Raw genomic sequence first — 25,956 nt, forward strand, 5'->3', positions numbered from 1 at the left:
GCCTTCACTCACCCGTACCTGAAAACACCGCGACAATTTCATCAATCACCGCCCGCACGCGCGCGGTGTGCCGCAAGTCGGCGTGGGTCACCAGCCAGACGTCATACGGCAGCGGCCGTGTGCGCTCCAGCCAGAGCCTGACCAACCCGTCCCTCTCCCCCATGTACACCGGAACTTCCCCCAACCCGATGCCCGCCGCAATGGATCGACGCACCAGCAGGCTGGAACTCAGGCTCGACACGATCCGCCCGCGAGTCAGCGGTTCCGACACCAGCGTCATCTCCTTTTGACTTTGCAGGTACGGCTGATACACCACCAGATCATGCCCTTCAAACGCCGAGCCAGGTGTCGGCACGCCGTGGGCGTCCACATAGGCCTGGGACGCAAAAAGCCCCACCGGCCAGCGGGCGATGCGTCGCGCAATCAGGTCCGGATTTTCCGGCCGGGTATTGCGCACGGCGATGTCGGCTTCGCGTTTGGCCAGGCTGAGAATCTGCGTCGAGGCGTCCAGTTGCACGCGTACGTCGGGGTGCTGTTGATGCAGGCGCGCAATGGCCGGGATCAGAAAATCGATGGCCAGGGAGTCCGTGGTGCTGACCCGAACGAGCCCGGTCAGCCGGTCGTCCAGCCCCTGAATCTGCCGCTCCAGCTCCAATGCCGAACGCTCCATTTTTTCCACGGCCGCCAGTGCCGCCTCGCCGACCGCGGTCAGTGCATAGCCTTCCGAGGTGCGCAGAAACAACGTCGCACTCAATGACTTTTCCAACGCTGTAATGCGCCGGCCCACCGTGGCTTGATCAACCCCCAGCACCCGCGCTGCACCGCGCAGTGTCGACTCTCGGCAAACCGCGAGAAATATCCGTGCGTCATCCCAATTCATGCAGCTCTCCAACCGATGCATAAACGCATCACAGTAACGCAAAATCGCTGCGTTATTGCATCAATAAATCGCGATAGGCTTAAGGCCAGCAACCACCTCTCGGGACCCTGCTCATGCACAGTTTATCGCCCCCCTCGCGCAGCGCGATCTGGCTGCCGATCTTCGCCGGTCTCAGCGCCAGCCTGGTCAGCATAGGCCTGGCGCGGTTTGCGTACACACCGTTGATTCCCTCGTTGATCCAGGCCCACTGGTTTTCCGCCAGCGACGTCGTGTACCTCGGCGCTGCCAACCTCGTCGGTTATCTGATTGGCGCCCTGATTGGCCGCCCTGTCGCGCAACGCACGTCCAACAAAACCGCGCTGCGGCTGATGATGCTTGCCGTGACTTTGTCGTTCTTCGCCTGTGGCTTTCCCTTGTCGGTGAGCTGGTTCTTCGGCTGGCGCCTGCTGTCGGGCATTGCCGGCGGCGCGATCATGGTGCTGGTGGCCGCGACGGTGCTGCCACATGTGCCGGCATCGCGTAGAGGTTTGGCCAGCGGCGCAATTTTTCTGGGCATTGGCCTGGGCATTGCCGGCTCGGGGACGATTGTTCCGCCGTTGCTGAGTCTTGGCTTGCAGCAGACCTGGTTCGGCCTTGGCTTGTTGTCTTTGGTTCTCACCTCTGCCAGTTGGTTCGGCTGGCCGTCAGAAACTCACCACACTGCCATCACCCTAGCAGTCGCCGACCCTAAGACAGCCACTGATCCGCGCGTTTACCTGCTGTTCGCTCAATACGCGTTCATGGCCGCCGGGCTGGTGCCCGCCATGGTGTTCCTGGTGGATTACGTGGCCCGTGGCCTTGGAGCTGGGCCACACGTCGGAGCGCTGATTTGGGTGATGTATGGCGTCGGCGCGATTATCGGGCCGGTGAGTTATGGATTTCTGGCGGATCAGTTCGGCGCGAAGGTCAGTATTCGTCTGGTGTTGGCGGTGCAGGCGATTGCCGTTGGTCTGCTGTCAGTCTCGAACTCTTATACGGCGCTGGCCTTACTGGCAGTGATTCTCGGCTCATTCCCGCCGGGCATCGTCCCGCTGGCACTGGCACGGGTTCACGAGCTGATCCCGCAGCATCACCGGCAGCAAGTGGCCTGGAGCCGCGCGACGGTTTCGTTCGCAACATTTCAGGCCATCGCCGGGTTTGCCTATTCGGCGCTGTTCAATGCCAGTGGTGGTCATCACGCCTTGTTGTTTGTCATCGCGGCCGGTGCGATTGTGGTTGCACTGCTGCTGGAACAGGGCATGCGTTTGCTCAACCGTCGTGATGATCTGTTGCCTGCCTTGAACTGAATCACCGCTCCTTCGATGCGGTCCCACTTTTATGACTTCTCTATCCCAGGACTTCGACATGACATTGCCTCAAACCATGACCCTGATTGAAATCACCGAGCCCGGCGGCCCCGAGGTGTTGAAACCACGCCAGGAGCCGGTCCCCACACCGGCTGCGGGCGAAGTGCTGATCCGCGTGCACGCGGCCGGGGTCAACCGTCCCGACGTGATTCAACGCGCCGGTAAATACCCGATGAAACCCGGCATGAGCCCGATCCCCGGACTGGAAGTGGCCGGGGAAGTGGTGGCCATCGGCGCAGACGTCAGCGAATTTATTGTCGGTGATAAAGTCTGCGCGCTGACCAACGGCGGCGGCTATGCGCAGTATTGCGTGGCACCGGCCAGCCAGACGCTGCCGATCCCTGATGGAATGGATTGGGTGCACGCGGCGGCGATCCCGGAAACCTTCTTCACTGTCTGGGCCAACCTGTTCGAGATGGGCGGCGCCAGCAAAGGCCAGCGCGCATTGATCCACGGCGGCACCAGCGGCATCGGCACCACCGCGTTGATGCTGTGCCGCGAATTCGGGGTCAAGGCATTCGCCACGGCGGGCAGCGAGGACAAGTGTGCGGTGATCCGTCAGTTGGGGGCCGAGCCGATCAACTATCGCGACCAGGATTTCGCCGAGGTCATCGCGCAGAAAACCGCCGGCAAAGGCGTGAACGTGATCCTCGACATCATGGGCGGTTCGTACCTGAATCCGAACATCGCGGCGCTGGGCATGGAAGGTCGACTGGTGATGCTGGGCTTTCTCGGCGGCGCTCACGCCAAGGATGTCGACCTGCTGGCGATCATGGCCAAGCGCGCCATCATCACCGGTTCGCTGTTGCGCTCACGTACCCGTGAAGAAAAAGCCTCGATTGCTGAACAGTTGCGAGAGTACGTTTGGCCCGTGCTCGCCGCCGGGCGTTGCCTGCCGATGATCGACAAGGTGTATGCGCTGGCCGATGCGTCACAGGCCCATGCGCGGATGGAGGGTGGGGATCATGTAGGCAAGATTGTGTTGACGGTGGATTGAGCGGGCACCAGTAAGATCAGCTTTGGCAGCACTGGCCCTTTCGCGAACAGGCTCGCTCCCACATTGGAACTATGGCGCGACGCATATCCCCTGTGGGAGCGAGCTTGCTCGCGATGAGGCCAGAAAACTCACCACAAAACCTCATACGGCTGTCGCAATTGTTCCCACCCCCGCCACGCATCTGTTAAAACCCGACCTTTCCCGCTGATCTTCCGGACCACCGCATGTTGTCGAATTTGATGAGCCGCTTGGGCCGTCGCTGGCTACCGCTGCTGTGCATGGCTGCGCTGATCGTCGGCCTGCCGGTCAGTTGTGGCGTGCTCAAGTACAAAGAGCGCGAGTTGTTGTTTCGCATCGAACCGGGCACGGCCGGTTGGTACAGCGGCTTGCCGGACGACGTGCAGGAATTCGACATCAAACCCGCGAGTTTCAAGGCAGGGCAAAACCTGCACGCCTGGTGGTGGCCCGCCGCACGCCGGGATGCGCCGGCGATCCTCTACCTGCACGGTGTGCGCTGGAACTTGACCGGCCAGGCGTTTCGCATCGAACAACTGCGCGCCATGGGCTACTCGGTGCTGGCCATCGACTACCGTGGTTTCGGCCAAAGCAAAGGTGATCTGCCCTCGGAAGCCAGCGTTTATGAAGACGCCCGAGTCGCTTGGGAGCGTTTCACCCAGATGCAACCGGACGCCAACAAGCGTCTGATCTACGGCCATTCCCTGGGCGGCGCGGTGGCCATCGACCTCGCGGCGGACCTGGCCGCACAGGCAAAAAAACAGCATGTCGCGGTGCCGGTGCGCGGTCTGGTGATCGAGTCCACGTTCACCACGTTGGGCGATGCCGTGGCACAAGTGGCCGACAGCAATCTGCCGGTGAAATGGCTGCCGGTGCGTTGGCTGGTGTCGCAAAAATTCGATTCCATCGACAAGATCGTCGACATCGATATGCCGCTGTTGGTGGTCCACGGCCTGGCCGACCCGTTCATGCCCTCGCGCTTCAGCCAGCAGTTATTCAACGCCGCCAATCAACCCAAGAGCCTGCTGCTGGTGCCCGGAGGCACGCACAACAACAGCATGAGCCTGGGTGGCAGCCAATATCGCCAGGCAATCGATGGTTTGATGAAAGCCAAACCTAGCGGTAACCCCGGGCTTGCAGGTTGAACAACTGCGCGTAACGCCCGCCCGCGCTCACCAGACTGTCGTGATCGCCACGCTCAAGGATCGTCCCCTGGTCCAGCACGATGATGTGGTCTGCATTGCGCACGCTGGAAAACCGATGGGAAATCAGCAACGTCATGCGGCCTTCGGTGTGCTCACTGAAATGCTCGAACACCGCGGCTTCCGCCGCCGGATCGAGTGCCGACGTCGGCTCATCGAGAATCAGGATATCGGCGTCGCGACGCATGTAGGCACGCGATAGCGCAATCTTTTGCCACTGCCCGCCAGACAACTCTTGCCCACCGGCAAACCATCGCCCCAATTGCGTGGCATACCCTCGATCCAGACGCTCGATGAACGGCGCGGCCATGCCCTGCGTTGCCGCGTCCTGCCAGCGCTGTTCATCGTTGAACGCCAACGTGTCACCGACGCCGATGTTTTCACCCACCGAGAATTGGTAGCGGATGTAATCCTGAAAAATCACGCCTATGCGCTGTCGTAGCACCTCCTCCTTCCAGGTCTGCAAATCGCTGCCATCGAGCAAAATGCGGCCTTGATCGGGTCGGTACAAACGGGTCAGCAACTTGATCAGCGTGGTCTTGCCCGAACCGTTCTCCCCCACCAGCGCCAGACTGCACCCCGGAACCAGATGCAGGTCGATGCCTTCGAGTGCCGCACAAGTCGCCCCCGGATAACGAAAACCGACGTTCTCGAAACGCAAACCATCGCCGGGCAACACGCCCTCGGTGAGATGTCCGGAATCGGCCACCACCGGTTCGGCCAGGTATTCATAAAGATTCGACAGGTAAAGCCCGTCTTCGTAGAGACCGCTGATGGCGCTCAAGCTACTGCTGACCGCGGTTTGCCCTTGCTTGAACAACACCAGGTACATGGTCATTTGCCCCAGGCTGATGTTGCCGTGAACGGTGTCGACCACCACCCACGCATACGCCAGGTAAAACGCCGACGTGCCGAGCAGGCCGAGGACAAATCCCCAACCATCGCGACGTAACGTCAACCGGCGATCTTCAGCGTAGAGACGGGCGAACGTGTCGCGATAACGCTTCAACAGCAGCGGCGCGAAACCGAACAGTTTGACCTCTTTGATATACCCCTCATGAGAGAGCAGCGTCTCGATGTAACTCTGCTGGCGGCTCTCCGGCGCCCGGCGGGTGAACAGCCGAAAAGCATCCCCGGAAAAATGCGCCTCGGCGAAAAACACCGGTAATGCGCCGACCACCAACAGCACCAGCGCCCAGGGCGAAAAGTGCACCAGCAACACGCCGAAGCTGATCAGTACAATCAGGTTCTGGATCAGCCCCAACGACTTCATCACCAACGCCAGCGGCCGGGTCGACGCCTCGCGCCGCACTCGCACCAGCTTGTCGTAAAACTCGGAATTCTCGAACTGCACCAACGACAACGTCTGGGCCTTCTCCAGAATCATCGTGTTGACCTTCTGCCCCAACTGCACCCGCAACAGCGACTGCTGAACCGACAACGCCCGCTGAGTACCGGACAACAACGCCAACACCCCCGCCTCCATCAGCACATAACGCACCACCGGCCACAACGGCGCACTGCCTTGCTGCGTGTGCAACTGCATGGCACTGACCACCGCGTCGACGATGCGTTGACCTATCCAGGCGGCCAGCGCCGGGAGTACACCGGCGATCAGGGTGGCCAGGACCAGGCCGAGGAATAGACCGCGAGAAGTGCCCCAGACCAGCAGCAAGGCGCGTCGGGCCTGGTCGAACAAGGCGGTGAAGCGACCCACCATGAGGATCACCCCGAACACTCCACCTGAAACCGCGCCCGATACCGCCCCGGGCTCTCCCCTGTCCATTTCTTGAACGCCCGATGGAACGCACTCGGTTCCTGAAAGCCTAGCCGTTCAGCAATATCACTGATGCTCGCCTTGCTCTGGCGCAATTGCTCAAAGGCCACGCCGCGCCGAACCTCGTCCTTGATCTCCTGATACGAGCAGCCTTCGCGCTCCAGTTTGCGGCGGAAAGTGCTGGGGCTCAGGTGTTGCTCGAGGGCGAAGTCCTGCAACGTCGGCCATTCGCTGTAGTCGCTGTTGCGCAGGCGCTGGTGGACTTGCGAGGCCAGGCCATGCTGGTTGCGGAAGCGGATCACCAGCCATTGCGGGGCCGTGCGCAGGAATACTTTCAGTGAGGCCAGGTCTTGCACCACTGGCAGGCGCAGGTAGTGGCTGGCGAATTCGATTTCGGTGCGCTCGGCGCCGAAGGTCAGGTTGGGGCCCCACAACAGACGGTCATCGCTGAGGGACACGCGTTCATGACGGAAGTCCGCGCGGTCGATGGGAATGCGTCGTCCGCCGAGCCAGCACAGCAGGCTGATCATCAGCACCAGGAACGTCTCTTCGCCAAAACGGCTGACGTCGTCGTTTTGCGCGTGGGTGTCCAGGCTGATGAATGCGCGCTTGCCGCGCACGGTCAGGGTGCCGCGGAAGTCGCGCAGGAACAGACCGAAATTGGCCAGGCACTGGCGCATGGCTTTGTGCAGGTCGGGCTCCTGAATCAAGGCGCGGCAGATCAAGGCGAAGCTGCCCGGCGGCATGCCGTGGGAGTCGAGGCGGAAAAACTCATCGTTCAACTCGCGGATCTGAATCAGCCACAGCTCGGCAAACGCACTGGCCGCCACCCGCGCCGTGGGCTCAGACATCAACGCCGGGTCGATACCGGCCAGTTCCAGCACAGCCTTCAGGCGCTGCGAATCTCCTTCCAGCGCGTGGATCATGGCTTGCACGAAATAAACGGCAACCGAGTCGTTTTCCCGCATGTGAACGTTTCGCTCCCTGACACTTGAATGGCAAAAAACACCAGCACCGTTGAACAGTTGCGGCATAGGACAACTGACCGGCCGGTTCTAGACTCGCGGCCAATAGTACGCCTTCGACCGTTACGACGGCCAAGGTATCGCAAGGTATGAGTGGAAGGACGGCAACATGAATCTGCAAAACATTGGCGTGATCGGCGCAGGCACCATGGGCAACGGCATTGCGCAGGTTTGTGCGCTGGCCGGCTTCAACGTGACCCTGATCGACATCTCCGACAGCGCCCTGCAAAAAGCCCTGACAACCGTCAGCAAAAACCTCGATCGCCAGGTCGCCAAGGCAACGTTGACCGAGGAGCAGAAAAACGTAGCCCTCGACAAGATTCGCACCAGCACCCAATACGATAGCCTGCAGAACGCGCAACTGGTGATCGAAGCGGCCACCGAAAACCTCGACTTGAAACTGCGCGTGCTGCAACAAATTGCCGCGCAGGTCAGTGCCGAGTGCGTGATTGCCTCCAACACGTCGTCGCTGTCGATTACCCAACTCGCCGCCAGCGTCAGCCAGCCTGAGCGTTTCATCGGCCTGCACTTCTTCAACCCGGTGCCGGTGATGGGCCTGATTGAAGTGATTCGCGGCCTGCAAACCAGCGACAGCACGCACGCCCTCGCCCTGGACATGGCGACAACTTTGGGCAAAACCGCGATCACCGCGGGCAACCGCCCGGGTTTCGTGGTCAACCGGATTCTGGTACCGATGATCAACGAAGCGGTTCTGGTGTTTCAGGAAGGTCTGGCCAGTGCCGAAGACATCGACGCCGGCATGCGTCTGGGCTGCAATCAGCCGATCGGCCCGCTGGCCCTGGCGGACCTGATCGGTCTGGATACCCTGCTGGCCATTATGGAAGCCTTCCACGACGGCTTTAACGACAGCAAATACCGCCCGGCTCCACTGCTCAAGGAGATGGTCGCCGCTGGCTATCTGGGGCGCAAAACAGGACGTGGATTCTATGCCTATGCCTGAACGTTGCTCACGCTTTTCCGAGTATCGGGACAAAGTGCTGGAGTTGTTCTCCAGCAAGGGTTTCGGTCAGGTCGGCATGCGTGAGCTGGCCGCGTGCCTGGGGCTTTCCTCGGGCTCGTTGTATCACCATTACCCGAGCAAGCAGCACTTGCTGCTGGACCTGATCGAGGAGTTCTACGAAGAACTGCTGGCGACCCTGGGTCGCCTCGATCAAAAAGGCCCGGCCAAACGCGACAAACTGCAAAGCCTGATCCGTGCGCACTTGAATCTGCACCGGGAAATGCCTTGGCATTTTCGCCTGGCGGAGCGTGACGCCGGTTGCCTCAATGACGAGCAACAAGCGCGCGTCCGGCAATTGCGCGAGCAATACGAACAGCGATTGCTGCTGATGATCGGTACCAAACCCCGGGTCGGTGAACAGGCGCAACGTGCCACAGCGCACGCCATCGCCAACTTGCTCAACAGCGCCCCTGGTTGGCTGATGCAACATTCGCTGAACGAACATGAGCGTGATGAGCTGCTGGAGAATCTGGTGAGCGGGGCCATTGAGCGCCTGCTGCGGCCGTCGGCACCACGCGCTGTGGCCTGAAGACCTGACGCAATGTCGGGTCTACCGCGCTCGAGGCCATAAAACGCAGCGCATCAATAGAAAAAACATCTAAACAAATTTTGCCTATCACTCCCTCTAACGCTTTGCTAATGACGTCCAATCATTTCGGAGCTGGCGGTTAACTCAAACTCGTTCGGCTTCCTTCGTTACCGGGAGCAAATCATGAAAATCAATCCCTACCTGATCTTCAACGGCAACTGCAAAGCGGCCTTCACCTTCTATGCCCAAAGCTTGCCTGGCAAAATCGAAGCCATGATGACCTTTGGCGAAACCCCGGCCGGCGAACACGTGCCGACGGATCTTCACAACCTGATCATTCACACCCGCCTCGTCGTGGGAGACCAGGCCATCATGGGGTCCGACACCACACCGGATCGTCCTGTCGATGATATGGCCGGTTTTTCGGTTTCACTGAATGTCGACAGCATCGCGGAAGCGGAACGGGTCTTCACTGCCTTGTCGGAAGACGGCACCGTGCAAATGCCACTGGAACAGACGTTTTGGGCGGCGCGATTCGGCATGTTGGTGGATCGGTTTGGTGTGTCGTGGATGGTCAATTGCGAGAAGGATCAGTGACAGTGTCAGGCCTGAAAAGCCCAGCCTGAACAGACTGGGCTTTCTATTGTTGGCGAAGGGCTCAGCCCTTGACGCACACCACCTGACGCAGCGTGTGCAGCACTTCCACCAGTTCGCGCTGGGCGTGCATAACGTCATCAATGTCCTTGTAGGCCATCGGGATTTCATCGATGACCGCCGCATCTTTGCGGCATTCGACGTGGGCGGTGGCGCGGATCTGGTCTTCGACGGTGAACAGGCTTTTCGCCTTGGTGCGACTCATGGTGCGGCCGGCGCCGTGGCTGCAGGAACAGAACGACTGCTCGTTGCCGAGCCCACGGACGATGAAGCTTTTCGCGCCCATCGATCCCGGAATAATCCCCAACTCGCCCTTCTTCGCCGACACCGCGCCCTTGCGGGTGACGAGTATGTCCTGACCAAAGTGCCGTTCTTTTTGCACGTAATTGTGGTGGCAGTTCACTGCCTCCAGCGCCACCTCAAAGGGTTTTCTGATCACTTTGCGTGTCGCTTGAATCACGGACTGCATCATCAACGCACGGTTCTGCCTGGCGAAGTCCTGGGCCCAGCCCACCGCTTCAACGTAGTCATTGAAGTGGCGGCTGCCTTCGTTAAAGTAGGCCAGGTCACGGTCCGGCAGATTAGCGAGGTGCTGGCGCATGTCGGCCTGAGCCAGTTGAATGAACAGGTTGCCAATGGCATTGCCGACACCACGGGAACCACTGTGCAGCATGAACCAGACCCGGTTGGTCTCATCCAGGCACACCTCAATGAAATGGTTGCCGCTGCCCAACGTGCCCAAGTGCACGCGACTGTTGGTGTTGGCGAGTTTTGGGTACTTGGCGGTGATCTTCTTGAACCGTGTATCCAATGCGGCCCAGGCCTGATCAGCCTGTTTCGGAACGCTGTCCCAGGCACCCTTGTCCCGGATGCCACGCCCCATCGTGCGGCCGTGGGGCACCGCTTTTTCGATGGCGCAGCGCAAACCGTGGAGGTTGTCGGGTAAATCAGCCGCCGTCAGTGTGGTGCAAGCGGCGATCATGCCGCAGCCAATGTCGACCCCGACGGCAGCCGGAATGATCGCGCCCACGGTCGGAATCACACTGCCAATGGTGGAGCCCTTTCCCAGGTGCACGTCAGGCATCACCGCCAGGTGTTTGAAGATGAACGGCATCTTCGCGGTGTTGATCAACTGCTGCCTGGCTTCGTTTTCTACCGGGACGCCTTCGGTCCAGAGTTTGATCGGTTTGCCGTTGGCGACCTCCAGTAGTTGGTAGGTCGGTGTTTGCATGATGTCCGATTTTTTCTCAACTGCCTGCACCGCCATGTGCTTCCTCGAAGAAGTAATCTTTCCAACTGTCAGCCTTGTTTTTCAGCACACCTAACGCCTGCAATTGCTCGGCGTAGATATAGGTTCGCTGCGGCACTACGGTAAAGTCGATTTCGGGGTCGGCGACGATTGTCTCAACCAAGGGTAAGGATAGTTTCGATTGCTCCACGCGGATATAGGTCTGGGCCGCCGCCGACTTATCGGCCTTGATGATTTGCTCGGCCTCGGCCAGCGCCGCATAAAACGCCTTGTAGGTTTTCGGGTTTTCGTCGTGGAATTTTTCAGTGGTGTACAGCACGTTGAATGTGGCCTGGCCACCCAGTACGTCGTAAGAACTCAGAACCTTGTGCACGTTGGGACTTTGCAGTTCCTGGTACTGGAACGGCGGGCTGGAAAAATGTGAGTTGATCTCCGAACCACCAGCAATCAGCGCCGACGTCGCATCGGGATGGGCCAGGCTGATCGAGATGTCATCAAACTTTTTGAAATTGTCCGCGCCAAACTGCTTGGCCGTTTCGATCTGCAAGGTGCGCGACTGGAAACCGACACCCGCCGCCGGCACCGCGATGCGATCCTTTTGGGTGAAGTCCTTGAGGCTTTTCACATTCGGATTATTGGTCAGCAGGTAATTGGGCATCGACCCCAACGAAGCGATGGCCTTGACGTTTTGTTTGCCCTTGGTTCGGTCCCAGATCGTCAACATCGGCGGCACGCCTGCCGACACCACATCCAGCGCACCGGCCAGCAACGCTTCATTCATTGCGGTGGCACCCGAGATGCTGTTCCAGTCGACCTTGATGTCGAGGCCCTGCTCCTTGCCATGCTTCTCGATCAGCTGCTGATCGCGCACCACATCCAGAATCAGGTAACCGATACCAAATTGCTGGGCGATGCTGATTTTGCCTTCGGCCTGAACCACGGGGCTGAGTAACGCACCCAGCGCCGCCACGGAAGTGGCCAACAAGGTCAATGCGCTGCGCTTGAAAGGTGTCGTCATGAAAACCTCAATGTAACGGGGACGCCGAAAAAAAGCGGCCGAGGCCGCTGATCGTTGATGACAAACCGGCGGCTTTAGAGCTTGGCGATGGAGACCTCGGTGGATTTGACGAAGGCAATCACTTCGCTGCCCACTTTCAACTCAAGGTCGCGCACTGAGCGGGTAGTAATCACTGAAGTGACGATTCCAGAGGCGGTTTGCACGTCGATTTCGGACACCACGTCGCCTTGGACGATTTCCTTGATGACGCCTTTGAACTGATTACGGACGTTGATCGCTTTGATGGTCATGATGAGGCTTCCTGTCTGATGGCGGGCGTATCCGTGCGGATGCGCAGGCCTTCAAAGTGCACCACCTGCACAAACAACAAAAGGAATAAATAATTATCTATTTATTCCTTTTTTGAATATAAAACCGTCATGCCATTGTCAGATTTGGGTGCACTACAACCATTCGTCGCATGGGAAAACCCTGGACGCAAATGCTCAAAGTGTCTGGCGCGGGGATTGCACAGGCCGGTCGTAGCCGCACGGGAACGACGTAATTCTGACGCGGCAACAATCAAATTAATAATTAAGGACCCCAGCGAAACGCTTGGTGAGTCACCCGGAGATTTAACGTGTCAACCCTCAGTGAAATCGCAGCGAACCACGCGAGAATGGCTAAAACACAAGTACAAGAGTCGACCGGATTGATTGAGCGGCACGTTCAAATTGTGGGTAGCATCGACGTCTCCTCCCTGGAAGAACCACCGCATATTCCACTGCACCTGATGGCTTGCGTGCAGGACAACCACCTCGGACAGGTTCCGGCTTACTAGTTCCGAGTGTTTTTGCGCACCAAGAAGTGGCACGCACAAGCTGGCGGCCATCTATTGCGCACTTGTTTGGTGCGCAAAAAGACAAGCCAATGATCGTTCCCACGCTCCGCGTGGGAATGCCTCCAGGGACGCTCCGCGTTCCAGCCACACCGCCGGCGTCGAGCCGTGCACCGATTTGACGCAGAGCGTCAGGGGCTGCATTTCCACGCGGAGCGTGGGAACGATCTTTCAGCGGCGTTACTCCGAAGGCCGTGCCCGCAACCGCCGCCCAATCACATCCAGCACATCACACCCATCCCGCAACGGAATGGCGCACAGCAACGCAAAATCACTAAGGATGAACGACTCACACTCGAGCGAACCGCGCATCGACATGTTTTCCAGCACCTGCGTGACGGCGCGAATTCGATAGTTGGCAGCGTCGTATAAAACATCGAGCGGCGCGTGGGTATCGACGAACAGCGTGGGCATGTCGGTGCAGTTGCTGGTGAGGGCCATGAAGCGGTTGTTGGGATGGGGGATTGGTTTTTCGTAGGGTGGGTCGGGGTGAAGATTTTTCATTATTGAAACCTCTGGTAGTGAACGGTCGCTACCATCGGCCTTCCTACAGGCTTAGGTGGCAGCTATGCACGGGGTAGGAATATCGAGACCAGAGAACTCGACCACACCGAAGCGTGCCCGCGCACAGCCGCCGCAACTGATCTTACGGACGCATGTTGACGGCCGCAATCCAGGTGTCGACGCCGGAGCGTCCTCTCTAGTCTTGAAGGGTTCCTACACCCTGCCACTGAATTTTCAGTGACCACCAGAGACTATCGATGGAATTCATTTCCAACCAGTTCATGGAAACCGATACGAGTTGAAGGAAACTTCCGATGACCTTGCCCGGAAATTTCGCTTAAAAAAGCAAAGGTGGCGAAAGGCTTAACTGAAGCTTGACTTGATTTCGCCACCTGTTGAATCCACAACCTATAGCTGCCGCTCAGCAACGACAGAATTCGGCCCAGAGTGTGTAAAAACGCCTACCACTTTCTTTCCGCCGACTTCAGACAAAGCAGAATGCCAAGCAAGATCTATCTCGGCGTAGCTCCCCAAATCGCCTTTGTAGAGATAGATCTTGGACACTCCTAGCTCGTATTGTAAGAACTCAACAAGCTTTCTAAGGCTACCGTTTTTAGACATTGTAGTCGGACGTACTACCGTTGCCTGTCCGGGTTCGTCATCGTAAATTCTGATCAGAAACACATCCTCTTCGTTCAGTATGTCGTAGTTATAACCACGGTACTCATATCCAAAATCGTGGTCGACATCATCAAAGCGAGTAGATTTGGAAAAAAGGGGACTGGAAAAAAGGGGACGGATTTATTTGTTGCTCTATAACAGCACCGTCGAAGCTGGCAGCAAAATATACTTGACAAAGGGGACGGATTTATTTTTCTACACATACCCATGACATGCGTGCCGTGAATTAAGTAAGGCACTTTCTAGAGCATGTCAAAAAACATGCTCCAACCAAGCTTTTCCTGAGGGCCACGCATAGGGGTAGTAGTAGGCACTTCCTATTTCTTCAAACAAAAACGTCTGTAACTCCTCTTCGCTCTGGATAGTTCGCAACATCCCATGCAACTCATCCTTCACTTGAGAAATCCGTTTCAGAGATGATTCCGCAACGAACGCCCGGACGACATCATCTTCTGACGTGTGATCACAGCACCAATCTTCGTGGAAATAGCCAGCCAAAAACTGGAACAGTGCCGGAAATCTTGTACTCATTATTCTGCATACCCTGTAAGTACAGGAAAAAAGGGGATGGACTTATTCACCGACGACGCTGCCCGAAAATTTCTCTACCGCTCAGAAACGGCTTCTACCAAGTGGATTGATCTTCAAGACTGGCTTTTTGAAGGTCGTCTTTCCACTCCACAGTTGCTAAGCGAAAAATGTCTTCAAAAAAAACTCTTGTATTTTCCATTTCATCCCACCCACAGGGGAATGAGGAGTAAGCCTCTGGGTCATATTTCAGTAGCGACTGAAAATCGTAGCTTTTGTCCTGAAGCGCCTCTTCTAAGCATTTATAAAGTAAAAATCGGTGTCGATATGTGCGATTTCTAATCAAGCAATACTTGAGTATTAACTCTTCTCTGTCCGCTGGATCATTCGGATCGAATTTTTCCAGTTCCTCTCCAAGAGTATGCTCACGATCATAAATATCGAAACAACCCAAAAAATATGAAGGTGTCGGCATATATGGCTGCTGAGTATCAGGATCAATAAACATAATCTTCCTCACTTGATCGGATATAACGTAAATGGAACGCCAGCATCATTAAATTTCATTTCAAAGCCGTCCAATTGAATAAGCCTCGGATTTTCCTTTGACCTAGTGTTTGGCACATATCCCTCCCCGGCACCCGGAAGCCTCATTCTAACGATGTTATTTCCCTCCCCGTCCGTCCCCGTAAATCGAGATAACCCTCGCTCAGTCCTCGTTGTTGCAAGAGTGTAAGCATCGAGCATCAACTCCCAACTGCTAAATCTGGAGCTTGGATTGCCACGTTGGTGCCAGGGTCTTCTACCAGTCATCGGATCCGTACCATCTATAGCTCGCTGCTTCCATTTGGCATCTGGTACCGCTGGGCTATGTTTCCCCACCATATGCATGCCCTGGTTTTTATCCAACCGTCTAACTTCTTTCTCGGCAAGCTCCTGAGCACTTAACTTAGGCTTTGGTAACGCTGGCTCACCCTCATCAACCCTAACGCCAGTCGTATCATCCGGCGCCTGACACCCAGGCTTATCCGACAGCGGGCAATTCCCGCTCAACCCCAACGGATCAACCCACCCCGTCGGATTCGGCGTGTACTGGTACTGGTTCAGCCCACCCGCCAACTTGATCGGGTCCGGCGTCAGATACCGACCAACCTGCGGATCATAGTACCGATGCCGGTTGTAGTGCAGACCGCTCTCGGCATCGAAATACTGCCCTTGAAACCGCAACGGCTGCTCAAGCTGCTCGCCCCCGCCCAGCGTCAGGTGCGTGACCTTGCCGTAAGCGTTGTACTGCGCCGACCAGACAACCTCGCCCCCAAAATCGGTGAGTTCCTGCGGCGTGCCGAGGTGGTCGAGTTGGTAGTAAAACGGGCAGGCCTTGCGCGGGCCTTTGCCGTCGAGCATGGCCAGCGGGCGGAAGCTGCCGGGTTCGTAGACGTAGCTGCGGTAGTGTTCGCGGCCGCTTTCGGCGACGAGGTTGTCGCCTTGCCAAAAAAATTCGGTGGTGTGGCCGTCGACGGTTTTGGCGATGCGGCGGCCGAAGGCGTCGTAGCGGTAACTGGCGCAGCGGCCATCCGGGGTGGTGACGCCGATCAAGCGGTGTTGGCAGTCGTAGCGGTAGTCGGTGACGAGTTTTTGTGCGGTGCCACGACGTTCGCGGATCAGGTTGCCGAAGGCGTCGTAGTCGTAATGGCGGTCGCCTTGTAGGAGCAGGCGGTTACCTTTGACGGTTGCGGCACCGGGGCGGTCCTGCATCAGCAGGTTACCGGCCGGGTCGTGGGCGAAGCTTTCCGGTGGGTCGTCGCGGCTGTGGCGGACGCGGGTCAGGCGGTTGAGCGGGTCGTAGGCGTAGTTGCGCTGGCCGTGGCGGGTGTCGGCGATGCGGTCGAGATTGCCGTTGGCGCTGTAGGCATAGTCGCGGCGGTACAGCGGTTGTTGCTGTTGGCTGACGGCATGAGCCTGCAGGCGGCCCTGATCGTCGTAGGCATAGTCGCTAAGCAATTGGCCTTGCTGGCGTTGTTGTTCGCGACCGAAGGTAAATTGGTGGCTGGTGAGCCGCGCGCCGTTGAGGTCGATGGCGGTCAGTGCGCCACCCTTGGCGTGGTGGTAGTCGAGTTTGCTGCCGTCCGGCAGGCGCAGGCGATTGAGTTGGCCGCAGGCGTCGTAGCCATAACGCAGCGTGCCCCAGCCCTGATGTTCGGTGATCAGCCGGTTCTGTAAGTCGTATTCGAATTCCAGCGGATGGTCGTGGCCGTCGTCGACGCTGACCAGCCGGCCGAGGCTGTCGTAGCGGTATTCGACCTGGGTGCCTTCGGGCAGGGTCTTGACCAGCAACCGCCCCACCGCATCCCGCTCGTAAGCGGTGATCAGCTGCGAGCCGTCAGCGCCGAAGTCGGTTTTTTCCAGCAGTTGACCCTTGAGGTCGTAGGCGTACGCGGTGCGTTGGCCGTCGAAGCCGGTTTCCTGTCGGATCAAGCCGCCCGGCGTGTAGTCCAGCCGATATTGTTCGCCGGATTCGTTTTCGATTTCCGTGAGCAACAGTTGCGCGTTGTCGTAGCGGTACTTCAACTGGGTGCCGTCGGCATTGAGGCGGCGGCTGACCAGGTGCAGGTCGTCGAGGTATTCGTAGCGCGTGACGCGGCCGAGTTCGTCGCGTTCGGCGGTGATTTTTCCGTAGGCGTTGTAGCTGTAGGCGCGACTGGCACCGGTAGGAAGAATCGTCTGGATCAGTCGGCCAACGGCGTCCCATTGCGACTGGGTGACCGCGCCATGTTCGTCCTGACGGGTAAGCTGCCGCCCCCGTGCATCGTAGGAAAACCGCCGCACACCACCGCCCGGCAGCGTTTCCTCAAGCAACTGCCCCAATGCGTTCCAGACAAACACATGCCGACTGGTGTCCGGATAACGGATCGACAGCAGCTGACCTTTGGCGTCGTAGTGGTAATGGGTGATCTGGCCATCGGGATCGGTCGCTTCGGTGACATCCCCCTGGGCATTGCGCTGCCAGGTCCACACCGCTTTGCCGCGATAACGGGTGTGCAGGAAACCGTTGCGGTACTCGTAGGCCGTCGGCTCGTCTGCCGGCGGAATCAGCGCCACCAGGCGTCCGACTTCGTCATAGCGGTATTCGGTGACGGCGCCGAGCGGATCCTGTTCGGCCACCAGCCGACCATCATCGTCGTACGCCTTGAGCTGTTCACCGCCATCCAGTTCGACCTTGCGCACCAGCCGCGCGCGCTCGTCGTGGACGTAAACCTCTTCGCTGCCGTCGACGTTGTGCACGGTGACACGGCCGGCGTCATCCCAGACATAACGCGCGTCCATCTGCGCAAACGAGGCCCAGTGGCGGATGCAGCGTGCGGCTTTGCCGGAGCGTTCCCACGCCCAAAAGAAACTCGCCCCACCGGCCAGTTGTCGCTGGAGGATGACGTGCTGGTCGTCGTAGTCGTAGCGCTCGCTTTCGCCGGCGGCGTTGCTCGCTTCGATCAGTTGTGCGCGTTCGTCGTAGGCGTAACTGACCAGGGTTTGCTCAGTCTTCCAGCACGCTTCGAGGGTCGGCGCCGGGACAAAAATCTGGTAGTCGATGGCGACCACATGGCTGCGCTCATAGCGCAACAGCAAGGCGCGGCCGGCGCCGTTGTCGAGGCGCTGAATGCGCTCCTGGCGGTCGCGGGTGATGCGCAGGCGATTGTCGTAAGCGTCGCTGATCGCCGTCAGTCGACCGTGGTGAAAGTGATAAAACCGTGCGTCGTCGCCGGCCTGGGCGAGGATCAGTTCTTCGGGTTCAGCCCCGAGATAAATCGCGGCGCGCGACAGGCTGTTATGGATCGCCGGGCGTTCAGCGGACGGCAACGGGAATGGGGTACGGCGGTTTTCGTGGTCGATCCAGATGACGCGGTCGCCGTCGATCTCCAGGCGATGAGAGAGCGAATGGCTCCAGCCAAACCCGAGGCCGCAGTCGATCTCGGCGGCGCTGGTGCGATAGAGCCGGGTGAAGTCGAACGGCAGGACGCCGTCCAGCGAGCCGTCGGTGAGGGTCAGCAGTTCTTCGCCGGTGACCATCGACACCGGGCATTTGTTGGTGGCGGTTTTGTTAGCGGAATCGGCGCTGTCGCCGTTGGGGTTTTTCGCCTGATCCGGGACGTTGTCGTGGTGTTCGTTTTGCTTGAGGGTGGTGTTGCGTTTGGCATCCCAGCGCAGTTGCAAGCGGCCTTTTTTCAGGCCGGCCGCGACGCCGCGGGCAGCGACCGTTTTGTAGCGGTCGACGTAAGAAATGAAGCCGTTGATGATCGTGAAGATCGCTTTGACGAAACCCAGAACCGCGTCGACGATCCGGGCACCGTAGTTCGCAAGACGCATCCCCAGGTAGGCAATGCCCGCCCCCGCACCGGCGAAGGTCAGGACAATCCCGATCAGAATGTCGATGAGCAGCTGCACTACTGCCGTTGAAACCGCTTCGGCCGTTTTACCGGCGATCTCGCTCGGTGGCAGCATGTCCAGCCAGAGGCTGGCGGTGCGTAGCAGTAAACACAGCGCCGCTTCGTCACTGACCAGCAGCTGGACTTTTGCCATCGTGGCCGGAAATTTTTCTGCCAGCTTTTCCAGCTCGCCAGCACCACTGCCCAACCGTTCAGCGAACTTGCGGGGATCCTGAAGGATGTCCGAGAACAGGCTGATGCTGTCCCACACCCCTACAATCGCCTTCCAACTTCCCGCGAGCATTCCGTTACCGGCGGCCGTAAAGGTCGACTGCGACCACTGCGGTTTAAACCCTGCCCACTCACCGCGCAGCCAGCCGTCCAGTTCCTTGGTCAGGCCGTCATAGGAGGAAAAAAGCGCCTCAATTTGCTTCGGGGTTACTTCGCTCTGAACATGAACTCGATAGAACTTGCCGGGTATCCCTACGAACTGCCCTTTACCGTTTTCATCGAGCTTGACCGACTTGCTCTCGCCGCCATCCCTGGCAATCACATCAACCGAAATGTTCCCCAACGGAATGTCATAAACCGACTCAAATTTGCTCTCAATTTCCAGAATCCCGCCGTCCGGACACTGCGTAACACTGGATAAAAAATCGTCGTCGCCACTGCTCACCGCCGTCGTCGTGTTACCGAGTTTGATCAGCCGCTCCATGCCCATCAGCGACGGCACATCAGCCGCACGACTGGCCTGGTCTGTCGCCCGGCTAAACCAGTGTTTTAGCTGTTCGCGGTAGAGAGAAAGGGTGTCCGGAAAATGGTCGAGTTCCTGCTCGATGCGGGCGATGTGGGTCATCAACGCACCAAACGGCAGGAAGTGGAGTGGAAAATCGGGTCGAACATGAGCAATCCCTCGCGCAGAAAATGGGGCGCGCGAGACTTTGCAGGGGATCAGTCAGGAAAGAAGTCAGAGAAGGAGGTGATGACTGTAGGGAAAGTCCTTAAAAACGCCTCAACAAACAACAGACAGGCCAAAACGCAAACGTGGCGTGAGGTTTCCCTCACGCCACGTTTGTTTATCTACCTCAGGAGGCTAGAACCCAGCGGTTTCAACCATCAGTTCGACGCGGTTTCCCGAATCAGCTTCTTGTTGATTTTCCCCACACTGGTCTTGGGGATTTCAGCAACGAACTTGAACTGCTTGGGAATCGCCCATTTGTTGATGCGCCCACACTCGACAAAACTCATCAGGTGCGCCTCGAGGATTTGTTTGTCGAGGTACTGCCCTGGCTCGCACACCACCATCGCCATGGGCCGTTCGCCCCATTGCTCATCGACAATGCCGACAACTGCGACGGACATCACTGCAGCGTGTTCGCTGATCAGGCTCTCCAGTTCCAGCGAGCTGATCCACTCGCCCCCGGTCTTAATCACATCCTTGATGCGGTCTTTGATTTCGACGCCGCCCAATGGGTCGATCGAAGCCATGTCGCCCGTGTGCATCCAACCGTCGAGCCAGAGCTCGGCGCCCTTTTCGGGCTCTTTCAAATAACCCTGGGTCAGCCAAGGCGCGCGGACCACGATTTCGCCCAACGACTCACCGTCATGGGCAACATCGTTGCCGCTGGCATCGACGATTTTCAGGTCAACCATGGGCACCGGTGTGCCGGTCTTGATGCGGGTAGCCAGTTGCTCTTGCATAGGCTGTTTGAGCACGTCATCACGCAGGTAACTCAGGCACAACAGCGGGCAGGTTTCCGACATGCCGTAACCGGCATGCACCACCATGCCTTTGGCACTGGCTTCGCTGGCGATACCGAGGGTCAGCGCGCTGCCGCCCAGAAGCATTTTCCAGCCGTCAAAACGAGTCTGTTTCCCGGTTTCGCAGTTCAGGATCATCTGCAAAATGGTCGGTACGCAATGGGAAAAGGTGACCTTCTCCTCACGATACAGTTTGACCAGGGTGTTGGGCTCATAGCGGCCCGGGTACACCTGTTTGATCCCCATCAGGGTGGCGACATACGGCACACCCCAGGCATGCACGTGAAACATCGGCGTGATGGGCATGTACACATCATCGGAGCGCAGCAGCGGCTGGCCTTGATAACCGCCCAAGGTACCTACGCCGTTCAAGGTGTGCAGGACCAATTGACGGTGAGTGAAATACACCCCTTTAGGGTCGCCGGTGGTGCCGGTGGTGTAGAACAGGGTTGCCACCGAGTTTTCATCGAAATCGGGGAAGTCGTACTGGTCTGACGCTTGGGACAGCAGGTGCTCGTACTCACCCAACACGGGTAACGAAGTGTCGGTAGCCGTGTCGTCTGTCAGTTGCAGGAAACCTTTGACGGTCGTGAGTTGGCCCTGGATCTGTTCGACCAAAGGCAGGAAATCATCATGCACCAGCACCAGATCGTCTTCGGCGTGGTTCATGGTGAAGAGCACTTGATCCGGAGAAAGACGGATGTTCACCGTATGCAGTACCGCGCCAATCATCGGTACGGCAAAGAAGCATTCCAGGTAGCGATGGCTGTCCCAGTCCATCAGCGCTACGGTGTCCCCGGCTTTCACACCGGCGGCCGTCAGGGCGTTAGCCAGTTTGCGAATCCGTTTGTTGAGCGTCTTGTAGTCGTAGCGCAGTTTGTCGGCATACACGATTTCCCGACCCGGCTCATAGCGCTCACCGGACAGCAGCAGTTGCTTGATCAGCAAGGGATAGGCATAGGCGCCTTCGGCGGGCGGGATTATTTTTGTCGCCATCATGATTTTTGGTTCCTGGAACTTTTATTGTTGGCTCAGTGCCCCTGAATGCACACCTTTGCAAACGACTCCCGGCACGGTGCCGGGAGTCGCGGGGGCATGGCGATCAGAACTGCGCTGCATCCAGTTGATAGAGGCACTCGCTGCCGGCCTTGACCGAAGCGCTCAATGAATGGATGCGCGGCAACAGGCGAGCGAAGTAGAAGCGTGCGGTGGCCAGTTTGCTGACGTAGAACTCGTCCTCGGCTTGCTTGCCGATGGCGGTCTTGGCCATCAGTGCCCACATATAGGCATAGGCAACGTAACCGAAGGCTTGCAGGTACTCGACCGAGGCCGCGCCGATTTCATTCGGGTTGGCTTTTGCCCGGTCCAGCAACCATGCGGTCAACTCGTCGAGCGTGTTCACGGCAGCGTTCAACGGCTTGCTGAACTCGTTGAGTTCCTCGCTTGCGTTGGTGGCGAAGTCACGGATCTCGGAGGCGAACAAGCGGTAAAGCGCCCCGCCGCTGCCAACGATCTTGCGACCGACCAGGTCCAGCGACTGAATGCCGTTGGTGCCTTCGTAGATCTGGGTGATGCGCACGTCACGCACCAGTTGCTCCTGGCCCCACTCGCGGATATAGCCGTGGCCGCCGAAAATCTGTTGGCCGTGAATGGTAGTTTCCAGCCCCATGTCGGTCAGAAACGCCTTGGCCACCGGGGTCAAGAGCGATACCAACTCTTGCGCGCGATTGCGGGTTGTCTCGTCTTCGCTGTACTTGGCAGTGTCCAGTTGCAGGGCCACGTAGCTGGAGAACGCACGACCGCCTTCGTTCAAGGCTTTCATGGTCAACAACATGCGGCGCACGTCCGGGTGGACGATGATCGGGTCGGCAGCCTTGTCCTTGTTCTGCGCACCCGTTGGCGAACGGCTTTGCAGACGGTCACGGGCGTATTCGACGGCGTTCTGATACGAGCGCTCGCCCAGCGACAGCCCCTGAATGCCTACGCCCAGACGCTCGTAGTTCATCATGGTGAACATCGCCGCCAGGCCTTTGTTCGGCGCGTCGACGATCCAGCCGGTGGCGCCGTCAAAGTTCATCACGCAGGTGGCGGAGGCCTTGATGCCCATCTTGTGTTCGATGGAACCGCAGGACAGCGAATTGCGTTCGCCGAGTGAACCGTCAGCGTTAACCAGGACTTTTGGCACCAGGAACAGCGAGATACCCTTCGGGCCTGCCGGTGCGTCCGGAAGTCGCGCCAGTACCAGGTGAATGATGTTTTCGGTCAGATCGTGATCACCGCCCGTGATGAAAATCTTGCTGCCACTGACTTTGTAGCTGCCGTCGGCCTGAGGCTCGGCGCGGGTGCGGATCAAGCCCAGGTCAGTGCCGGCATGAGCCTCGGTCAGGCACATCGAACCGGTCCAGGTGCCGGCGTACATGTTCGGCAGGTAGCGTTCCTTGAGCTCTTCGCTGGCGTGGGCGTTGATCGACAGGCACGCGCCGGCGGTCAGCATCGGGTACAGGCCGAAGGACAGGCCGGCCGAGTTGACCATCTCTTCGACTTGAGCCGAAATCGCCTTGGGCATGCCCATGCCACCAAACTGCGGATCACCACCGACGCCGACCCAACCGCCTTCGGCGAACGCCTGATACGCGGCGACAAAACCGTCTGGCGCGGTGACCGCGCCGTTGGTCCAGGTGCAGCCTTGTTCGTCGGCACTGCGGTTCAGCGGTGCGATCACTTCACCCGTGATCTTGCCGGCCTCTTCGAGGATCGCGGCAGCCGTCTCTTCGTCAATGACCTCGGCCAGGCCAGGCAAACTGGCCCAGAGCTTGGACACCTCAAAAACTTCATTGAGGACGAAGCGCATGTCGCGCAAGGGAGCTTTGTATTCGGACATAGTGAACTTACTCAGGAGTAGTCAATGCATGAGAAACAGGCGGAGTGTGCGAGGTGCCAGCTTCATCGGCAGGCGCCCCCAGGTCATCCGCAGCTGGAAGAGTCTCCAGCGATTTTTCGCGCAGCAGGAAGTACGACAGCGCAGGAATCAGAATCAATGCGCCGAGCATGTTCCACAGGAACATGAACGTCAGCAGGATGCCCATGTCGGCCTGGAACTTGATCGGCGACCAGACCCAGCACACCACGCCCGCCGCCAGGGTGATGCCGACCAGGCCAACCACGCGCCCAGTGAACGACACCGCGTTACGGTACGACTCGGACAGCGACAACCCTTGGCGCTGGAAGTGCAACTGCACACTCAGCAGGTACAACGCGTAGTCCACGCCGATGCCGACGCCCAACGCGATCACCGGCAACGTCGCCACTTTCACGCCTATGCCCATGGCCACCATCAAGGCTTCACAGAGGATCGAGGTCAGGACCAGTGGCAACAGGGCGACCAGGGTGGCGCGCCAGCTGCGGAAGGTGATCAGGCAGAACAAGGTAACCGCTGCGTAGACGTACAGCAGCATGGTGTGATTGGCCTCGCGGACCACGATGTTGGTCGCCGCTTCGATACCGGCGCTGCCGGCGGCCAGCAGGAACTGGCGATCATCGGTGCTGTTTTCCTTGGCAAACTTTTCGGCGATGGCGACCACCGAATCCAGGGTCTCGGCCTTGTGATCCTTGAGGAAGGCAATCACCGGCATCAGCGAGCAATTGTTGTTGAACAGCTCCGGGGAGTTGACCGAGGCTTGCTGCGCAGCGTAGTTCAGGACGTCCTGGTTGCGCTGGATGCTGTTGAGCTTGGGGTTGCCCTCGTAGGTCCCGGCCGTGATTTGCCGCACGGCGTTGACCAGCGACGTCGTCGCCCGCACGCCCGGATTCTGCTGCAGTTCCCAGGCCAGACGGTCGGCGAGCACCAGCGTCTTGTAGTTCAGGCAGCCTTCCGGCGCGGTCTTGATCATGACCGCGAACAGGTCGCTGGAAAGCGCGTAATGCTGGGTGATGTAGGCGTTGTCACGGTTGTAGCGCGAATCGGCACGCAGCTCCGGGGCACCACTTTCCAGGTCGCCGATCTTCAGATTCTGGCTGACCATGAAGCCGCCGATACCCATCAACAGTGCGACCAGAACGGCTCCGGTGGCCCACTTGCGTGTGGTGAAGCGGTCGAGTGTGTCCCACAATTTGCCGAAACCTTTGTGGCGGTCGGCGCGGGTGTCGATTTTCAGGGCGCGCTCGGCGGCTTTTGCACCGACACCGACATACGACAGCGCCACTGGCATCAGCAACAGTGAGGTGAAGATCAATACCGCGACACCGATACTGGCGGTGATCGCCAGGTCCTGGATCACCGGAATGTCGATCAGCATCAACACGGCAAAGCCCACGGCGTCGGCCAGCAGCGCGGTGACGCCGGCAATGAACAGACGGCGGAAAGTGTAGCGCGCGGCGATCAGTTTGTGGGTGCCACGGGCGATGTCCTGCATGATGCCGTTCATCTTCTGCGCGGCGTGGGATACGCCGATGGCGAAGATCAGGAACGGCACCAGCACCGAGTACGGGTCGATGGCGTAACCCAACCAGGCAACGATGCCCAGCTGCCAGACCACTGCGATCAGCGAACAGCCGACCACCAGCAGGGTGCTGCGCACGCAACGGGTGTAGGCGTAAATGATGATCAGCGAGGTGATCACGGCCAGGCCGAAGAACATCATCACCTGAATCAGACCATCAATCAGATCGCCCATCAATTTGGCGAAACCGATCACCCGGACCTTGTAGTGGCCCTTGCCTTCGACACCGGATTTGCGCGCGGCACTGTCACCGGCGTATTCAATCTTGTCGCGCAACTGCTCTTCGAGCATCTGCGAGAACTGATGGTAGTTGATGCTCTGGCCAGTGGCCGAGGCCTTGTCCAGCAGCGGCACGATCAGCATGGTGGATTTGAAATCGCTGGCCACCAGGCTGCCGACGATTCCGGCACGGGAGATGTTCTGGCGCAGTTGCTCGATTTCTTCAGGCTTGCCCTGGTAAGTGTCGGGCATCACCGGGCCACCCTGGAAACCTTCCTCGGTGACTTCGGTCCAGCGCACGGCCGGGCTCCACAACGACTTCATCCAGGCACGGTCGACGCCCTCGGTGAGGAACAACTGATCGTTGACCTGCTTGAGCACGTCCAGGTATTCAGGCTCGAAAATATCGCCTTGGGTGTTTTCCACCACCACGCGCACCGAGTTACCCAAGCCACGCAGGGACGCGCGGTTTTCCAGAAAATTCTGGATATACGGCTGACTCTGCGGAATCATTTTTTCGAAGCTGGGACGCAGCTCCAGACGGGTGACCGCCATGAAGCCCAGCACCACGGTGGCGAGCGCCATCATCAGCATGAACAGCGGGCGGTAGTTGAACACCAGCCGCTCCAGCAGGTTGCCGGAACGAGTGTCGAAATCACGCATGTCGCGGATCACCGGCATGGCTTCTTGTTTTATATTGCCCATGTGGGTTCTCGC

The 25,956-nt window shown here is 58.6% G+C and carries 19 protein-coding genes; 6 read left to right on the forward strand and 13 right to left on the reverse strand.

What is annotated here, in order from left to right; translation table 11 throughout:
• Window positions 1–4 precede the first annotated feature (4 nt).
• Window positions 5–880 carry a LysR family transcriptional regulator gene (locus AC3ISI_RS17180; RefSeq protein ID WP_489333007.1) on the reverse strand — a complete coding sequence of 292 codons (876 nt, stop codon included), beginning with the start codon at window positions 878–880 and terminating at the stop codon, window positions 5–7.
• Window positions 881–993: 113 nt separating this feature from the next.
• Here AC3ISI_RS17180 and AC3ISI_RS17185 point away from each other — a divergent pair, with 113 nt between their 5' ends.
• From AC3ISI_RS17185 to AC3ISI_RS17195, 3 genes are all read left to right on the forward strand, one after another.
• On the forward strand, window positions 994–2,205 hold the full coding sequence (locus AC3ISI_RS17185) for a YbfB/YjiJ family MFS transporter (RefSeq protein ID WP_489333008.1): 1,212 nt from the start codon (window positions 994–996) through the stop codon (window positions 2,203–2,205).
• 58 nt (window positions 2,206–2,263) lie between these two features.
• Window positions 2,264–3,262: an NAD(P)H-quinone oxidoreductase gene (locus AC3ISI_RS17190; RefSeq protein WP_489333009.1), complete on the forward strand. Its 999-nt coding sequence runs from the start codon at window positions 2,264–2,266 to the stop codon at window positions 3,260–3,262.
• A gap of 224 nt (window positions 3,263–3,486) precedes the next feature.
• On the forward strand, window positions 3,487–4,422 hold the full coding sequence (locus AC3ISI_RS17195) for an alpha/beta hydrolase (protein ID WP_489333010.1): 936 nt from the start codon (window positions 3,487–3,489) through the stop codon (window positions 4,420–4,422).
• Here AC3ISI_RS17195 and AC3ISI_RS17200 read toward each other — a convergent pair.
• Together AC3ISI_RS17200 and AC3ISI_RS17205 are read right to left on the reverse strand one after the other, a co-directional pair.
• Complete coding sequence (locus tag AC3ISI_RS17200; protein ID WP_489337740.1) at window positions 4,394–6,199, reverse strand: ABC transporter ATP-binding protein; 1,806 nt, start codon at window positions 6,197–6,199, stop codon at window positions 4,394–4,396. The two genes, AC3ISI_RS17195 and AC3ISI_RS17200, sit on opposite strands and share 29 nt — an antisense overlap.
• A 5-nt stretch (window positions 6,200–6,204) precedes the next feature.
• Window positions 6,205–7,224: an AraC family transcriptional regulator gene (locus AC3ISI_RS17205; protein ID WP_489333011.1), complete on the reverse strand. Its 1,020-nt coding sequence runs from the start codon at window positions 7,222–7,224 to the stop codon at window positions 6,205–6,207.
• A gap of 166 nt (window positions 7,225–7,390) precedes the next feature.
• Between AC3ISI_RS17205 and AC3ISI_RS17210 the strand changes: the two genes are divergently transcribed.
• The 3 genes from AC3ISI_RS17210 to AC3ISI_RS17220 all read left to right on the forward strand — a co-directional run bounded on the left by AC3ISI_RS17210 (window position 7,391) and on the right by AC3ISI_RS17220 (window position 9,428).
• Window positions 7,391–8,242 carry a 3-hydroxybutyryl-CoA dehydrogenase gene (locus tag AC3ISI_RS17210; protein ID WP_489333012.1) on the forward strand — a complete coding sequence of 284 codons (852 nt, stop codon included), beginning with the start codon at window positions 7,391–7,393 and terminating at the stop codon, window positions 8,240–8,242.
• The gene (locus AC3ISI_RS17215; RefSeq protein WP_489333013.1) at window positions 8,229–8,831 is read left to right on the forward strand and encodes a TetR/AcrR family transcriptional regulator; all 603 of its coding nucleotides are present in this window, start codon (window positions 8,229–8,231) and stop codon (window positions 8,829–8,831) included. Before AC3ISI_RS17210 ends, AC3ISI_RS17215 begins: the two co-directional genes overlap by 14 nt.
• 183 nt (window positions 8,832–9,014) lie before the next feature.
• Window positions 9,015–9,428: a VOC family protein gene (locus tag AC3ISI_RS17220; RefSeq protein ID WP_489333014.1), complete on the forward strand. Its 414-nt coding sequence runs from the start codon at window positions 9,015–9,017 to the stop codon at window positions 9,426–9,428.
• Between the two features lie 61 nt (window positions 9,429–9,489).
• On the opposite strand, the gene AC3ISI_RS17225 is transcribed toward AC3ISI_RS17220, so the two are convergent.
• From AC3ISI_RS17225 to AC3ISI_RS17270, 10 genes are all read right to left on the reverse strand, one after another.
• Window positions 9,490–10,716 (reverse strand): RtcB family protein, encoded by a 1,227-nt coding sequence (locus AC3ISI_RS17225; protein ID WP_489337741.1) that lies wholly within the window; start codon window positions 10,714–10,716, stop codon window positions 9,490–9,492.
• A 16-nt stretch (window positions 10,717–10,732) separates the two neighbouring features.
• Entirely contained in the window at window positions 10,733–11,752 is a 1,020-nt protein-coding gene (locus AC3ISI_RS17230) for an ABC transporter substrate-binding protein (RefSeq protein WP_489333015.1), read from the reverse strand.
• A 74-nt stretch (window positions 11,753–11,826) separates the two neighbouring features.
• On the reverse strand, window positions 11,827–12,042 hold the full coding sequence (locus AC3ISI_RS17235) for a TOBE domain-containing protein (protein ID WP_452625868.1): 216 nt from the start codon (window positions 12,040–12,042) through the stop codon (window positions 11,827–11,829).
• A gap of 767 nt (window positions 12,043–12,809) precedes the next feature.
• Entirely contained in the window at window positions 12,810–13,133 is a 324-nt protein-coding gene (locus AC3ISI_RS17240; RefSeq protein ID WP_489333016.1) for a hypothetical protein, read from the reverse strand.
• Window positions 13,134–14,066: 933 nt separating this feature from the next.
• Entirely contained in the window at window positions 14,067–14,345 is a 279-nt protein-coding gene (locus AC3ISI_RS17245) for a contact-dependent growth inhibition system immunity protein (protein ID WP_489333017.1), read from the reverse strand.
• 94 nt (window positions 14,346–14,439) lie between these two features.
• On the reverse strand, window positions 14,440–14,850 hold the full coding sequence (locus tag AC3ISI_RS17250; protein ID WP_489333018.1) for a hypothetical protein: 411 nt from the start codon (window positions 14,848–14,850) through the stop codon (window positions 14,440–14,442).
• Between the two features lie 8 nt (window positions 14,851–14,858).
• Window positions 14,859–19,616: an RHS repeat-associated core domain-containing protein gene (locus tag AC3ISI_RS17255; protein WP_489333019.1), complete on the reverse strand. Its 4,758-nt coding sequence runs from the start codon at window positions 19,614–19,616 to the stop codon at window positions 14,859–14,861.
• Window positions 19,617–19,876: 260 nt separating this feature from the next.
• Window positions 19,877–21,520 (reverse strand): fatty acid--CoA ligase, encoded by a 1,644-nt coding sequence (locus AC3ISI_RS17260; RefSeq protein WP_489333020.1) that lies wholly within the window; start codon window positions 21,518–21,520, stop codon window positions 19,877–19,879.
• A gap of 103 nt (window positions 21,521–21,623) precedes the next feature.
• Window positions 21,624–23,402, reverse strand: coding sequence for an acyl-CoA dehydrogenase C-terminal domain-containing protein (locus AC3ISI_RS17265; protein ID WP_489333021.1), 1,779 nt, complete (start codon window positions 23,400–23,402; stop codon window positions 21,624–21,626).
• A 7-nt stretch (window positions 23,403–23,409) separates the two neighbouring features.
• Window positions 23,410–25,944, reverse strand: a complete 2,535-nt coding sequence (locus AC3ISI_RS17270; protein ID WP_489333022.1) for an efflux RND transporter permease subunit — start codon at window positions 25,942–25,944, stop codon at window positions 23,410–23,412.
• Window positions 25,945–25,956: the final 12 nt, after the last annotated feature.

The sequence above is a fragment of the Pseudomonas sp. GL_139_B genome, assembly GCF_057834475.1.

Coding starts and splice junctions, on each gene's coding strand:
- AC3ISI_RS17180 (WP_489333007.1), bottom strand. CDS start 880: ATGAATTGGGATGACGCACGGATATTTCTCGCGGTTTGCCGAGAGTCG.
- AC3ISI_RS17185 (WP_489333008.1), top strand. CDS start 994: ATGCACAGTTTATCGCCCCCCTCGCGCAGCGCGATCTGGCTGCCGATC.
- AC3ISI_RS17190 (WP_489333009.1), top strand. CDS start 2,264: ATGACATTGCCTCAAACCATGACCCTGATTGAAATCACCGAGCCCGGC.
- AC3ISI_RS17195 (WP_489333010.1), top strand. CDS start 3,487: ATGTTGTCGAATTTGATGAGCCGCTTGGGCCGTCGCTGGCTACCGCTG.
- AC3ISI_RS17200 (WP_489337740.1), bottom strand. CDS start 6,199: ATGGTGGGTCGCTTCACCGCCTTGTTCGACCAGGCCCGACGCGCCTTG.
- AC3ISI_RS17205 (WP_489333011.1), bottom strand. CDS start 7,224: ATGCGGGAAAACGACTCGGTTGCCGTTTATTTCGTGCAAGCCATGATC.
- AC3ISI_RS17210 (WP_489333012.1), top strand. CDS start 7,391: ATGAATCTGCAAAACATTGGCGTGATCGGCGCAGGCACCATGGGCAAC.
- AC3ISI_RS17215 (WP_489333013.1), top strand. CDS start 8,229: ATGCCTATGCCTGAACGTTGCTCACGCTTTTCCGAGTATCGGGACAAA.
- AC3ISI_RS17220 (WP_489333014.1), top strand. CDS start 9,015: ATGAAAATCAATCCCTACCTGATCTTCAACGGCAACTGCAAAGCGGCC.
- AC3ISI_RS17225 (WP_489337741.1), bottom strand. CDS start 10,716: ATGCAAACACCGACCTACCAACTACTGGAGGTCGCCAACGGCAAACCG.
- AC3ISI_RS17230 (WP_489333015.1), bottom strand. CDS start 11,752: ATGACGACACCTTTCAAGCGCAGCGCATTGACCTTGTTGGCCACTTCC.
- AC3ISI_RS17235 (WP_452625868.1), bottom strand. CDS start 12,042: ATGACCATCAAAGCGATCAACGTCCGTAATCAGTTCAAAGGCGTCATC.
- AC3ISI_RS17240 (WP_489333016.1), bottom strand. CDS start 13,133: ATGAAAAATCTTCACCCCGACCCACCCTACGAAAAACCAATCCCCCAT.
- AC3ISI_RS17245 (WP_489333017.1), bottom strand. CDS start 14,345: ATGAGTACAAGATTTCCGGCACTGTTCCAGTTTTTGGCTGGCTATTTC.
- AC3ISI_RS17250 (WP_489333018.1), bottom strand. CDS start 14,850: ATGTTTATTGATCCTGATACTCAGCAGCCATATATGCCGACACCTTCA.
- AC3ISI_RS17255 (WP_489333019.1), bottom strand. CDS start 19,616: ATGACCCACATCGCCCGCATCGAGCAGGAACTCGACCATTTTCCGGAC.
- AC3ISI_RS17260 (WP_489333020.1), bottom strand. CDS start 21,520: ATGATGGCGACAAAAATAATCCCGCCCGCCGAAGGCGCCTATGCCTAT.
- AC3ISI_RS17265 (WP_489333021.1), bottom strand. CDS start 23,402: ATGTCCGAATACAAAGCTCCCTTGCGCGACATGCGCTTCGTCCTCAAT.
- AC3ISI_RS17270 (WP_489333022.1), bottom strand. CDS start 25,944: ATGGGCAATATAAAACAAGAAGCCATGCCGGTGATCCGCGACATGCGT.